The organism is Corynebacterium sp. p3-SID1761, assembly GCF_055862885.1.
On the sequence record NZ_JBSQBJ010000014.1, the window covers coordinates 22,447 to 35,532 of the forward strand.

At 58.9% G+C, this 13,086-nt stretch carries 11 protein-coding genes; 6 read left to right on the top strand and 5 right to left on the bottom strand.

Annotated elements, in window-relative coordinates; genetic code table 11:
• Positions 1–47 precede the first annotated feature (47 nt).
• A complete protein-coding gene (locus ACWXWJ_RS07695; protein ID WP_473964048.1) occupies positions 48–977 on the bottom strand; it encodes an NADP-dependent oxidoreductase in 930 nt (309 codons plus the stop codon).
• Between the two features lie 37 nt (positions 978–1,014).
• Complete coding sequence (locus tag ACWXWJ_RS07700) at positions 1,015–1,980, bottom strand: bile acid:sodium symporter family protein (protein ID WP_473964049.1); 966 nt, start codon at positions 1,978–1,980, stop codon at positions 1,015–1,017.
• Positions 1,981–2,115: 135 nt separating this feature from the next.
• Between ACWXWJ_RS07700 and ACWXWJ_RS07705 the strand changes: the two genes are divergently transcribed.
• The 6 genes from ACWXWJ_RS07705 (at position 2,116) to ACWXWJ_RS07730 (ending at position 8,379) form a co-directional block, all read left to right on the top strand.
• Entirely contained in the window at positions 2,116–2,772 is a 657-nt protein-coding gene (locus tag ACWXWJ_RS07705; RefSeq protein WP_293791402.1) for a metallophosphoesterase, read from the top strand.
• Between the two features lie 130 nt (positions 2,773–2,902).
• The gene (locus tag ACWXWJ_RS07710) at positions 2,903–3,859 is read left to right on the top strand and encodes a hypothetical protein (RefSeq protein WP_293791401.1); all 957 of its coding nucleotides are present in this window, start codon (positions 2,903–2,905) and stop codon (positions 3,857–3,859) included.
• A gap of 96 nt (positions 3,860–3,955) precedes the next feature.
• Positions 3,956–4,855, top strand: coding sequence for a hypothetical protein (locus ACWXWJ_RS07715; protein ID WP_293791400.1), 900 nt, complete (start codon positions 3,956–3,958; stop codon positions 4,853–4,855).
• Positions 4,856–5,227: 372 nt separating this feature from the next.
• Entirely contained in the window at positions 5,228–7,135 is a 1,908-nt protein-coding gene (locus tag ACWXWJ_RS07720) for a BCCT family transporter (protein WP_473964050.1), read from the top strand.
• Between the two features lie 100 nt (positions 7,136–7,235).
• Positions 7,236–8,090 carry a 3-hydroxybutyryl-CoA dehydrogenase gene (locus ACWXWJ_RS07725; protein ID WP_293791398.1) on the top strand — a complete coding sequence of 285 codons (855 nt, stop codon included), beginning with the start codon at positions 7,236–7,238 and terminating at the stop codon, positions 8,088–8,090.
• A 91-nt stretch (positions 8,091–8,181) separates the two neighbouring features.
• Positions 8,182–8,379, top strand: coding sequence for a CsbD family protein (locus tag ACWXWJ_RS07730; protein WP_448307478.1), 198 nt, complete (start codon positions 8,182–8,184; stop codon positions 8,377–8,379).
• 98 nt (positions 8,380–8,477) lie between these two features.
• Here the strand turns inward: ACWXWJ_RS07730 and ACWXWJ_RS07735 are convergent, their stop codons facing one another.
• From ACWXWJ_RS07735 to ACWXWJ_RS07745, 3 genes are read right to left on the bottom strand one after another with little or no spacing between them, the layout of a single operon-like run.
• Positions 8,478–9,866: an aminotransferase class III-fold pyridoxal phosphate-dependent enzyme gene (locus tag ACWXWJ_RS07735; RefSeq protein WP_473964051.1), complete on the bottom strand. Its 1,389-nt coding sequence runs from the start codon at positions 9,864–9,866 to the stop codon at positions 8,478–8,480.
• Between the two features lie 9 nt (positions 9,867–9,875).
• Complete coding sequence (locus ACWXWJ_RS07740) at positions 9,876–11,783, bottom strand: ABC transporter ATP-binding protein (protein ID WP_473964052.1); 1,908 nt, start codon at positions 11,781–11,783, stop codon at positions 9,876–9,878.
• An 11-nt stretch (positions 11,784–11,794) separates the two neighbouring features.
• On the bottom strand, positions 11,795–12,961 hold the full coding sequence (locus tag ACWXWJ_RS07745) for a MalY/PatB family protein (RefSeq protein WP_448307477.1): 1,167 nt from the start codon (positions 12,959–12,961) through the stop codon (positions 11,795–11,797).
• Positions 12,962–13,086: the final 125 nt, after the last annotated feature.

The window sequence follows — 13,086 nt, forward strand, 5'->3', positions numbered from 1 at the left end:
GAATTGTTGGGTGGTGGGGGGGATTTCTTGGAAGCCTAGCGCTTCCGCTAGTCGTCCACCGTCAGTACGACCTTTCCTAGTGCGTGGCCTGACTCGACCTCCTCGTAGGCTTCGGCTGCGGCACTGAAAGGTAGCTCTTTGCCGATCACGGGACGCATCGCGCCTTCGGCTACCAGGCGAGCGAGTTCCGCGAAGCGTTCCTCGGTACGAATCCGAGTGATGCCGCTTCCGCCTAGACGGGCAGCAAGCTGCTTGTCCGCGGCGCTGCGGATCGCGCCCTCCGGCGCAAGATGCACCAGCCCTTCCAGGACATCGCCACCGACCAGGTCCAGAATGCCGTCCACTGGCGGGACGGTGACGTGGGAACCGGTCTTGCCCAGCTCTGCGGTATCCATAAAACGCGCGCCCAGACGCTCTACCAACATCTTCTTGCGGGCGCTGGCGATGCCGATGACCTCGATGTCGAAATGTTGCGCCAGTTGAAGGGCGTGCGTGCCCACGCCACCGCCTGCGCCAATTACCAGAAGGCGAGCTCCCTCGTCCGGCCAGGTACCCAATTCGTGAAGCTCGGCCAGGGCATCGTAGGCGGTTCCAGCAGCCGCGGGCAGGCAGGCCGCGTCGGCGGACTCTACACCGCTGGGGATAGCTGCGGTCGAGGTGGCGTCCAAAAGAACAAGAGAATCACTGGCAGTGCCAGTGCCGGAGAAAGCAGACCCAAAGACGCGATCGCCCGGCGAAAAATCGGTGGAGGGGTCGGCTTCTACGACTGTGCCCGCGGCCTCACGGCCCATGGCCATGGGGAAGGTGACGGGGAAGAAGCCCTGGCGTTGGCCATTACGCACTTTAATATCGCCGGGATTGAGGCTGATTGCGGTGGGGCGGATCAAAACGCTGCCGGGCTGCCAGGTGTAGTCGGCGACATCGAGGAAACGAGTGACCTCGGGGCCGCCAAAGGAATCGAAGCCGAAAATACGCATGAGCCCCATCGTAGGGGCTCAGGGGAGAGTGAGGGGCCTAGTTTTTGGCCAAGCGGCGCATGAGGAAAGCAAATAGTGCGCCGGAAATGTTGTGCCACACGGCGGCGACAGCGCCGGGGATGGCGGCTTCCGGGCTCCAATACTTCCCCGACATTCCGGAGGCCAGGCCTGCGGACTGTGTGGCGACCTCGATGGCGGTGGTGCGGCAGACAGTGGGGGATTCGCCGGTGGCGCGGGCAGCGAAGTAGCCCAGGACATAGCCGATGAGGTTGTGGATGATGACGGCGACAAGCACGGTGACGCCGATGTTCATCAGGGTGTCCGAAGACTTAGCGACGGCAGGGAAGACGACTCCGCCGATAGCGACAATGGACAACCACGGCAGAACCGGCAGCAGAAACGTGACGATGCGATCGAAAATCACACGGATGACCAGGCCGCCGATGACGGGCAGCAGCACGGTCTGAACCAGACTCCACGCCATGGACTTACCATCCACCGGAGTTTCCTCACCCGCGAGTAGCAGCATGATAACCGGGGTGACCAGCGGGGACAGGATAGTGGAGACGGAGGTCATGGTCACGGACAGTGCAACGTCGCCCTTAGCCAAATAGGCGACCACGTTGGAGGTGGTGCCGCCGGGTACGGATCCCAGCATCAGCAGGCCAATCGCCAGCATTGGGTTCAGCCCCAGCAGCTTGGCTACGGCCACAGCACCCAGCGGCATGATGACGAACTGGGCGATCACACCGATGACGATTGGCATGGGACGTTTCGCAACCAGCGCGAAGTCAGGCAGCCTCAGGGTCAGTCCCATGCACAGCATGATGATGGCGATCATCGTGGAGATGTGCGCTGCCAGGGGAGTGAAGGTGCCCGGGCTGGCCAGTGCTAGGCCTGCGCCGATCAAGATAAACGCGGGGAAAGCCCATACGGCAATGGTTGCGGAGCGTTCCTCGGATGAGTTGGTTGTGTTGCTTCTCTGCTTCTCTTTGACCGTCATACATCCACTATATGGGATAGAAGTCTCAAAATATGAAATTTGCTGGTATTGGTGGCTATAAGAGGCAAGCAAGCGGACGGGTTACAGTGGTTATACACAGATACCGAGACCTTGCATCGCCCCGAAGGAGTGACCATGAGCCAACCCCGCACTTGGTTTACCAGCGACCTACACCTTGGCCATCCGTTCGTCGCTGGGCTGCGTGGCTTCGGCGAGAAAGAGGAAGAAGTCGCCCGGCATGACGACACGATCCTCGCCAATCTCACAGCCGCACTGCGCTCTGGCGATACGCTCTGGGTACTCGGAGATATTTCCTCCGGGTGGGGTCCACAGGAGGAAAGGGCGCTAGACCTGCTACGGGACGCTTTTTCTGACCTGGACATAACTGCTCACCTCATCGCGGGCAATCACGACACATGCCATCCGCTGCATGCCAACAGTGCCCGACGTCAGCGGAGGTTCCTTGAGGTGTTCGATTCCGTTCAGCCCTATCAGTGTGTGGTGCCATGGGACCCGGACGGCGACGGAGTGGCGGACAACGAGGACCTTGCCAAGAAGGCAGACACCGAGGTTGCCTGGTTGTGCCATTTCCCGCGCCCCGGCCAGGATCACGAGGGGATGGAATCCCGCTACGACTATCTACGACTCGATGTGCCATATGTAATTCACGGGCATCTGCATTCCGCTACTCCAATTACTGGCCCTGGGCAGGTTGACGTTGGCGTCGATGCATGGAATCTGCAGCCCGCCCCCTATGAGGAGGTAATGGAGCTGCTTTACCGCGACGCATAGCCTTTAACCCGTGCATAAGTCGTCGCTTATGTATATTCATATTGTGTTTTCTCGCCTAGGTGTCCTAGGTGGATTTTTATGACGCCCACTCGTCAGCGCACGACGAAACGAACAATCGGGACTAGAGGTTATGACATTCAACTTTTCCCAGTACACCTATCGGCCACGGCATGCGGCCAAGGATTCTCGCTCTCACCTAACTAAAGGGGTTGCTACCGCCGCCCTCACGGCAACCGTGAGCATGGCGGGAATCGCCGCTCCAGCTAACGCTGCCCCCGCTGGCCCGCCCGCGGGTTCTCAGATGCCGGCTCTGCCGCCGCTTCCACCGGCGCCAAAGCTGCCGCCGGTTCCGCAGGCTGTGGAAGATGCCCTGAACAAGCTGGGCATGTCGGCTAATCAGATCCCAGGTTCCTCGGCTCCGCACCGCCCGGCACCAGCTCCGCACCGCCCCGCGCCAGGCCCGAACCGCGGTTACCAGGTGCGCACGATCCACAACGTTCCAGCTCGCACCTCATTGGCTGTTGTCACTAACAATGGCATCGCAAAGACTCCGAACGCAGACCAGGCACGACCAGGCCTATCTATTGTGAAGCTGTATATGGCTGACTACGTACTGCGCTACGGCGACCACAGCAACTCGGATCGCTACCTGGCCGAGCGTATGATCCGCTTCTCCGATGATGGAGCTGCTTCCAAGATCAACCGGAAGTACCCGCGAGCAATTAGCACTATCGCCCGTGAATACGGCCTACGTAATACCCGAGCGGCCGCACACTGGGGTAATTCCTACACGTCTGCTACTGATACCGCGAACTTCCTCCACAAGCTTCGCATCCGCCACCCGCGATCTTTGGTACTGCACTGGATGCGCACCGCCAGCCCGGTAGCAGCAGATGGCACTCGCCAAGACTGGGGCACGGTGCACCTGCCGGGCGTCAATGGCACAAAATGGGGATGGTCCGATTACGGTCCGCAGACCCGGGCCTCAGCATCGTTCGGTAATGGCTATACCGTCGCTTCTTTCTCCTGGGGCGACCGTGCAGTACAGAACGCAGATACTCGCGCAGCGGCGCGTTACCTACGCTAGTCTTAAGGCTCGAAGCCTAGAGGCCGTATAGATCGGCCTGAGAGAGCTCTTGTCTCGGGCTGATCGCAAACGGTTGACGAAAGGTTTTTAAGAAGAATGGCACCACAGGACAACAATCCTTTTAATAGTGGCGGTGGCGGAACGAACGGGAACAACCCGAATGACCGTACCGAATACATGGGCGCAGCAAACGCATCTCCGTACTCTGCGCCCAACGGTGGCAGTACCGCAGATAGCAACGGGGCAAATGCGCCTGAGCCGCCGCAGTATCGGCGCCAGGATGACCAGAGCACTCAGGTGTTTGGATCCTCTGGAACCAACAATGGGCAGGGTGGCCAGTACGCAGGTTCGTTCGGCACGCAGAATGGCGCTGGGGCACAGGGGAGTGCCCAGGCAGGCGCGCCGGGCAATACATTTGGAAATGATCCTTACGGTAACCAGGGATATAACCCCCAGGTCGGCAGTGGCCAGCAGAGTTACGGCCAGCAAGGGTATGGCCAGCAAGGCTATGTCCAGCAGGGTTATGGTCAGCAAGGTTACGGACAGAGTGCCTACGGGCAGCCAGGCCAGCAGGGATTTGGCCCGGCTGCGCAGCCATTTGGCCAGCCTTATGGACAGGGCAACCCCAACCCACAGGGCGGCAACGGTGGCGTAGCCAAAATCGTGATCGGCCTCTTAGTCCTCATAGCTCTCGTGGTTGGCGGTGTGCTGATTTATAACGCAGTCTCCGGCGACGATGAAGGGGGAGAGAAAAAGCCAAGCACATCGGAGTCCCAGCCCACGAACACGACAGGGGAGGGCGACAACGGTGACTCCGATTCGCCAGAGCAGAAGACATCGGCGCCTAACCTTCCGTTGCCGACCGAATACAGTCCGACGTACGGCACTGATCTTTCGGAATTTGAGGACATGCTGGACGACAACTTAAGTGACCTCGAGGATCTGATGAGCAGCCTCAGCGAGAATCCCATCGAGCCTTCGGGAATCCCGAGCTAGCTCCAGCCCGTCTAGTAACTGGCAAACGATCGGCAAAAACGAACACAAGAAACCCCCAGGCGAACTTACAACCTGGGGGTTTCTTGCTGACGTTTCAAGAGGAGAATGACCGTTCGTATTTGGATCCTTTCTGTCGACCACTGGTAACTAATCTAAACAGCCTTCCTGGAAACTACCTGTGTGTGATCTGCTAGCTTTCTACGCATTGTTTATTGTTTCGCCGACAGGCTCGAGAGCATAAAAACGCTCTTTGAAGGCCTCTCTTTTCGGCTAAAGGTACGTTGCGAGCAAATGAGTCTGGTCAAGACGCTAGGGTTGAGGCTCGAGCTTCCTCTACATACGACAGAAAAGAAAATGGGGTGTGATCCCGCAATGGAAGGCGCAAAGTCTACTTCTACGGCTGCAGGTTCGGCAGGCAGCACAAGCAAGGATTCCGACGCAGCCAAAGTGGCGAATGCAGAAAAGGTCAAAGTTGATCCACTGATCTTCTGGGTCGCCTGTGGCTTCATCGTGGGCTTCGTGGCCTACGCCATCATCTTCAAGGACAAGGCTGCTGCGAGCCTGTCGACGGGGTCGAACTGGTTGTTGGAAAACTTCAATTGGCTCTACATCGGCAGCATCTCGCTGGCTTTCCTCTTCCTCATGGTGCTGTTCGTTTCGCGCTTCGGTCGCATGAGGCTTGGCGTTGAGGGAGAAGAACCAGCCTTCCGAACCCTTTCGTGGTTCGCCATGCTCTTCGCCGGTGGCCTCGGTGCTGTGCTGATGTTCTACGGTGTGGCTGAACCCATGAACCACGTTGTCAACGTGCCCATGCAGGATGCTGAACCGATGAGCTCCGAAGCTATCGGTGAGGCGATGGGCTTCACTCTGTATCACTTTGGCCTGCACATGTGGGTTATCTTCGCCCTGCCCGGCCTTGCCCTGGGGTATTTCATCTACAAGCGTCACCTACCGCCGCGTGTATCCAGTATCTTCGCACCGATCCTCGGCGCCCGTATCTACTCTTGGCCCGGAAAGCTAATCGACGCCCTGTCTATCATCGGTACCGTTTTCGGCATCGCGGTGTCGGTCGGCCTCGGTACGTTGCAGATTAACTCTGGTCTGTCCAAGGTTTTCGGCGCACAGACTGTCGCATGGGTACAGATTCTTATTCTGGTGGTCATTGTTGTGGCGTCGTCAATCTCAGTATCCACCGGTCTGTCTAAGGGCATTAAGTGGCTGTCGAATATCAATATTCTCGCTGCGACTCTGCTGATGGTTTTTGTGCTTTTGACCGGCCCGACGCTGCTGCTTTTGCGCGGCACGATGGATGCCACCAGCCTGTATGCGGAATATCTGCCGAAGATCATGTTCTGGTCCGATTCTCAGCAGGTGAATCCTGGCTGGCAGGGTAAGTGGACGGTCTTCTACTGGGCATGGACGATTTGCTGGTCCCCGTTCGTGGGCATGTTCGTTGCCCGCATCTCCCGTGGTCGCACTGTCCGCGAGTTCATCGGTGGCGTTTTGCTGCTTCCGACGGCCTTCACGATTCTTTGGTTCGCTGTCTTCGGTTACTCGGGTCTGGATATTGAAAAGAAAGAGCCGGGCGTACTGACCAACCCCATTGTGGAACAGGGTGACCCAGCTACGGCATTGTTTGTCTTCTTGGAACACTTCCCGTGGACGCTGGCCACCAGCATCCTGGCGCTCTTCGTGATCACCATCTTCTTCGTCACTTCCATCGACTCTGCAGCACTGATCAACGACATGTTCGCTGCCGGTGAAGAGGGCAAGACTCCGCTGATCTACCGACTGCTGTGGTGCATCATGATCGGTGCAGTCGCAGGCTCCATCCTGATCATGGCGCCCGATGCGGGAATCGATGCGCTCCAGCAAACCGTCATCATCATTGGCTTCCCATTCGTACTCTTTAACTTCGTCATGATGTACTCGCTCGTTAAAGGCATGAATGACGATGCCGCGGCACGCCCCGAACCGCCGTCACGCCAGTGGGGTAAGACTGACTCGGCGGAGAAGCTGGCCGAGCACGAGTCGCGTCCTGCCCCTGGTTACGACAACGAGGGTAAGGAGCATGCACGCTTCGAATATGATGCGGAAGGAAACCTCATTATCCCTGGCAATGTGCGTATCGAAGGTGACCTGGGAGTTGTGGGCGATGTAGATCATGATGCGGAAAGCTCTCCCGCCCGCCCGATGTACGACCAGGAAGGCGAGTTGATCACGGAAGAGCCAGTTGCTGACGATGACGCAGCGGAGGATAAGGGCGTCAATCGGCAGTAGGCAATAAGAACAGAGCCGAGGAATGGCATTGGGCACATCCGTACGAGCAACATCGGTAGGCTGGATCAAGTACGAATAAACCTATAAAAAAGGAGTGACCATGGTTCAGCGTGTAGGTGTTATCGGTGCAGGTCTGATGGGATCTGGCATTGCAGAGGTCGCCGCCAAGGCCGGCAGCGACGTGCTGGTGTGGGAGGCTAAGCAGGAGTTTGCCGATGCGGGTAAGGCACGCATCGAAAAGTCCCTGGAGAAGGCCGTGAGCCGTGGCAAGCTATCCGAGGAGGATCGTGACGCTGCGCTGAGCCGCCTGACCTTTACCACCAAGCTAGAGGACTTCGCAGACCGCGAGCTGGTCATGGAAGCGATCATTGAAAACGAAGACATCAAGAAGGATGTCTTCGCAAAGCTGGACGAGATCGTCGAGGACAAGAAGGCACCGCTGTGCTCCAACACGTCCTCTCTGCCGATCCAGACGATCGCCAGTGCCACCAAGAACCCGGGCCGCGTACTGGGGCTGCACTTCTTCAACCCCGTTCCGGTGCTGCCACTGGTGGAGGTCATCCCAGCGCTGACCACCGACGAGGACGCTGTTGAGATCGCGCAGACCTACGCCACCGAGAAGCTGGGCAAGCAGGCCATCCGCGCGAAGGATCGCTCTGGCTTCATCGTGAACTTCCTGCTGGTTCCGTACATGCTCTCTGCCGTGCGCATGGTGGAAAACGGTGTGGCAACCCCGGAGGATATCGATACCGGCATGAAGCTGGGCGCCAACCACCCGATGGGGCCGCTGACCCTGGCCGACATGGTGGGCTTGGATACCTGCGCCTTCATCGCTGACGTCATGTACAAGGAGTTCGGCGACCCGAGCTACGCCTGCCCGCCGCTGCTGCGTCGTATGGTCACCGCGGGCCACACCGGACGCAAGTCGGGCAAGGGCTTTTACGAGTACAATTAATCGCACAGCGCTTGATAGGTAAACAAGGGCTACAACTTTCGCCCTACCTAGCCAAGCGAAACCCGACGAAAGGAAAGGTCAACATATGTCTATCGACGATCTGAAGAACAAGGCAGAAGGCGCCGCAGGCAAGGCCAAGGAGGCTGCTGGCGAGGCTACCGACAACAACGACCTGGCCAACGAGGGTCGTGCGGATCAGACCAAGTCCGACATCAAGGACAAGGCCAACGAGCTGAAGGACAAGGCTTCGGACGCTGTCAACAAGGTTCTGGGCGACGCTCAGAAGTAAAAAGCTAAAGGCTAAAAGCCTAAAGTCCCGGCTGAAAAACTTTCAGCCGGGACTTTTGCTATGCCCCTTTAAAGTCAGGGGCAGAAGTGATGGGGTGCTTATAGCGCCTGGTCAACGACGGACGCAGCACGATCGACAACCTCCAGCGCCCAGTCCAGCTGCTCCTCGGTGGTAACCAGCGGTGGCGCGAAGTGCAGGCGGTGCCCGGAAACCATCGGCCAGATGCCAGCCTTCTTGAGCTCCGCGCCGAATGCACCCATAGCCTCGGCACCCATCGGGGTCTTGGCCTCTTGGTCGCTAACGAACTCGATGGCCCAGAAGAAGCCCTTGCCGCGGACATTGCCCACGCTTGGGTGGTTTTCCGCGATCTTTTCCATGGCCGGGGCGATAACGCGCTCGCCCAGGTCGGCGACCTGCTCGAAGATTTTCTCCTCGCGGTACACCTTCTGCGCGGCCAGGCCAGGAGCCGCCGCCAGTGGGTGGCCAGAATAGGTCAGCCCGCCCGGGTAAGGCTTTTCTGCAAAACGCTGGTAAACGGCCTCGTTCATCATCACGCCACCAAGCGGTGCCATGCCGGAGTTCACGCCCTTGGCGAAGGTAACAAGATCCGGCTGCAGGTCCGAGCCGCCGTGCTCGTACGCGAACATCTTGCCGGTACGGCCAAAGCCGACCATGACCTCGTCCGCGATGTACAGCGCGCCGTGGCGGTCGCAGATTTCGCGCACGCCCTGCAGGAAGCCCTCCGGCGGGACGATGATGCCACTAGAGCCCACAACGGACTCGATCAAAACGGCAGCTACGTTGTCCTCGTAGACCAGCGTCTCTTCCAGCGACTGAAGAGCACGAGCGCATTCTTCCTCCTGTGTGGTGGAGTAGAAGGCGCTGCGGTACAGGAATGGACCCCAGAAGTGCTTCACGTCGCCGTCGGTCGTGGGGTTGCCGTGGCGGCGTGCTTCGCCGGTGGCCATAATCGCGGAGCCGGTAGCGCCGTGGTAGCTGCGGTAAGCCGTCAGGATCTTGGACTTGCCAGTGGTCAGGCGTGCCATGCGGATGGCGTGCTCGATAGCGTCCGCGCCGCCGTTGGTGAAGAACACGTGAGAGAAGTCGCCCTGCGCCTGCTCCACGATTTCCTTGGCCAGCTCGCTGCGCACGTCATTGGAGAACGCGGGGTTCTGGTTGGTGATGCGGGTGGCCTGCTGCTGAATTGCCTCTACCAGCTTCGGGTGGGCGTGGCCCAGGTTGGCGCTGACCAGCTGGCTGCCCAGGTCCAGGTAGCCGTTGCCTTGGTAATCGTAAATCCACGGGCCTTCGGCATAGCTAAGCGGCTGCGGGTTGATCTTCTCTTGCGCTGACCAGCTGTGGAAAACGTAGTTACTGTCGTTGTCGCGTACCTGTTGTTCTGCGGCTTGTGCTTCTTCGGTGCCGACGCTCACACGTGCGCCGTCGAAGGTAGTGAACTCGGTGATGTTAGGGGGGAATTCAGTCATTCTCCCAGGCTACTCCTCCGTGTCGTCGTCTTCAGACGCAAAGTCACTGAAACCGAAGCGCTTCAACCGTGCCCGGTCGGCGGCGGAGGAGGAGCTGGTGAGTTGCAGTAGCTCGTTGTAGATGCCACCACTGGTCGCAAGTTCCGCGGGGGAGCCGACTTCGCAGACATGTCCCTTGTCTAGGGTGACGATCTTGTCAACGTCGGCAATTGTGGACAGGCGGTGGGCGATAACGATGGTGGTGCGTCCGACCATCAGCTCGTTCAGCCCGGCCTGCACCACGCGCTCGGCCTTGGTATCAAGCGCGGAGGTAGCTTCGTCGAGGATCAGCACCGGAGCGTCTTTTAGCATGGCTCGGGCAACGGCGATGCGCTGCTTTTGACCACCGGAAAGGCGCAGGCCGCGCTCTCCAATGAGAGTGTCGTACCCGTCCTTGAAGTGCATGATGAAGTCATGGGCGAAGGCGCGCTTGGCCACGTCCTCGATCTCCTGATCCGTGGCGTCGGGCTTTGCATAAGCAATGTTTTCCCGCACCGTGCCAGAAAAAAGGGCAGGCTCTTGGAACACCACACCGACAGAGCTGCGCAGTTCGGCTGCCGTCATGTTGGCGACGTCCTTGCCGCAGACCCGGAGCTGTCCCTCGGTGGGGCGGTAGAGGCCTAGTAGGAGGTTAACGAGGGTGGATTTGCCTCCGCCGGATTCACCGACAAGTGCGACCTGATCACCCTTGTTTGCCTGGAAGCTGACCTGGTGAATGACAGGCTCGCCCTTGATGTATTCGAAGCTGACGTGATCGAAGTCGATTACCGGGCCATCTGCTGGAGCGGAAAGCTGCGGATGCACCGCATGATCCACGTCCTCCTGGGAGACCAGCATGGGTCCACCTGGGCGGGCGGCTTCCAGCAGGGGAGCAGTAGCCGAGGGGTCCTCCAGCTCCTCCATTGTTTTGAAGTACTCGCGAGAACCGGCGGCAGCGCGCTGGGCAGTATCGACCATCCAGCTCATCATTCCGGCAGGCTGGCGAGCCATCACTACGTATTGCAGCAGCAGCACCATGTCGCCGAGGCTGAAGTTGCCGTGGAGAGTGCGCCAGAACAGCATCAGGTAGATGGCGAAGAAGATGATGTTCATCCCGCCCATGCGCAGAATGTCCATAAAGTGCCACCAGCGTGATTGTTCGCGGGTGAGCTGGATCGTATCGGCGAAGTGTTTTTGGAATAGCCGCAGCTCGCGCAGCTCGGAGACGAAGGACTTCACCACCTTCACCTGGCCGATGACCTCGGCGAAGCGCCCTTGGGCGACGTCGATGTGCTCGTTCTTTTCCTTTTCCCACACCATCCACTTCTTGGAGGTCAGCATCGTCAGATACAGATAAAGGGGGAAAATAAACGCCAGCAGCAAGGCCAGTGGCCAGTAATAGAGTGCGGTGATTACCAGGATCATGCTGACGGTGATCAGCATGGAAAAGAAGTTGTTGGCGAAGGATTTAATGAAATCCGTCAGACCCAGGATGGAGCGATCCAGCCGGGAGATGATTGTGCCCGTCACCTGCTTGTCGTAGTAGCCCTGAGGTAAGGCCAGCAGCTTGGCGTAATAACGGTTGGAAAGGATCTGCCGCATTCGCATCGCCATAACATCACCGAACCATCCGCCGATGTTGTGGATGATGGTGTTGGCCAGCTCCACAGCCAGCAGACCGACGGCCAACCAGATGACGGTTTTTGTCGCATTCTCAATGGCAGCGTCGGAAGCCCCGCCGCCCCCGACGGTATCGACGATGGTGTCGGTGGCCAGCTTCACCAAGAAAGGTGTAGCCAAGGCCAGACCTGCGGTGACGATGCTGGTGATCATCACCACGATGTAGAAAGGCCAGAGTTCCTTCGTTGAGCGCAGGATGCGGCTAAAAGCTTTAATCACACCTTGCCAAGTTAATTGTTCACGTTGGCCTTAGCTAATTCAGCTAATTCGGTCTCAGCGAAATTCCCGATGCGGTCTAGAGCCTCGTTCAGGATTTCCCGGGAAGTACCGAAATTGATGCGCACATGGCCTGCACCTTGCGTGCCGAACATGGAGCCCTCGTTGAAGGCCACCCGCGCCCCTTCCAGCAGCTTCTTGCCTGGGTTTTCATTCAGTCCTGGAACATCGCGGAGGTCTACCCAGAGGAGGAAGCTGGCCTCGGGGCGGATGAACTTCGCGCCGGGAAGTACCTCTGGCAGTCGGCGCTCAAGCAGATCGAGGTTGCCCTGCAGATACTCCAGTTCGCTGGCCAGCCAAGCCTCGCCGTCTGTGTAAGCAGCCTCGGCGGCCACCTGCCCCAGGGTGGAAGCAGAGCCAGTACGCAGCGGGCTGACCTTAGCCATCACTTCGCGGTCGTCCGGGTTTGTAAAGATCATCTGGGCGCAGTGCAGGCCCGCGGTATTCCAGCCTTTCGACGTTGCCAGTACCGTCACCGTTACCCGTGCGGCGGTATCACTCAGCGACGCGAGGGGAGTGTGTTTGTGCGGTGCATAAACAACCGGTGCATGGATTTCGTCGGAGATCAGCCTAACGTCGTATTTGTCCGCCAGCTCCACTAGCTTCTCCAACTCTTCGGGGCGCCATGCGCGCCCCAGTGGGTTATACGGATTGCACACGATCAGCGCGCCCACGCCCGCAGGGTTCGCGGTGCTGGCAAAGGCCTTCTCCAGTGCGGCGAGATCAAATGCCCACTCTTCAGTTCCCTGCTTCTCTACCTTGGTCATCGCGACCTCGACCTTCGGTCGGTTTATGGCACTTGGCACGTCGAAGAACGGGTGATAGCTCGGCACGGGGACGATTACATCGGAGCCCTGCGGCGTCAATTCGTCAATGGCCGCTGCCACGCCTTTAACGACATCGGGTACTAGTCGCACCCATGCCGGGTCGATCTGCCAACCGAAGCGGCGATCCAGGAAGCCCGCTAGAGCCTTCTGTACCGAACCATTGCGGCGCTCGTAGCCGAAGTACTCGCGATCCACGCCCGCCTGGATGGCCTGCTTGACGGCGGGACAGGTGTCGAAATCGGTTTCGGCGACCCACAGGGGCAGTACGTCCTCGTCGTAGACGGTCCACTTCATTGTGCCGCGGGCGCGGAGAGTGTCGACGTCGTGGAAGGTGACGTCGGAGGGGGAGTGTGGGGAGCCCTGAGAGCCATTCTGGGGATCGGTGTTTGAGGAGGAAGCGTTCATGGCTATCCACCCTA

Bases quoted from the DNA above. Each gene is read 5' to 3' on its own strand.
- ACWXWJ_RS07695 (WP_473964048.1), bottom strand. From the start codon at position 977: ATGCGTATTTTCGGCTTCGATTCCTTTGGCGGCCCCGAGGTCACTCGT.
- ACWXWJ_RS07700 (WP_473964049.1), bottom strand. From the start codon at position 1,980: ATGACGGTCAAAGAGAAGCAGAGAAGCAACACAACCAACTCATCCGAG.
- ACWXWJ_RS07705 (WP_293791402.1), top strand. From the start codon at position 2,116: ATGAGCCAACCCCGCACTTGGTTTACCAGCGACCTACACCTTGGCCAT.
- ACWXWJ_RS07710 (WP_293791401.1), top strand. From the start codon at position 2,903: ATGACATTCAACTTTTCCCAGTACACCTATCGGCCACGGCATGCGGCC.
- ACWXWJ_RS07715 (WP_293791400.1), top strand. From the start codon at position 3,956: ATGGCACCACAGGACAACAATCCTTTTAATAGTGGCGGTGGCGGAACG.
- ACWXWJ_RS07720 (WP_473964050.1), top strand. From the start codon at position 5,228: ATGGAAGGCGCAAAGTCTACTTCTACGGCTGCAGGTTCGGCAGGCAGC.
- ACWXWJ_RS07725 (WP_293791398.1), top strand. From the start codon at position 7,236: ATGGTTCAGCGTGTAGGTGTTATCGGTGCAGGTCTGATGGGATCTGGC.
- ACWXWJ_RS07735 (WP_473964051.1), bottom strand. From the start codon at position 9,866: ATGACTGAATTCCCCCCTAACATCACCGAGTTCACTACCTTCGACGGC.
- ACWXWJ_RS07745 (WP_448307477.1), bottom strand. From the start codon at position 12,961: ATGAAGTGGACCGTCTACGACGAGGACGTACTGCCCCTGTGGGTCGCC.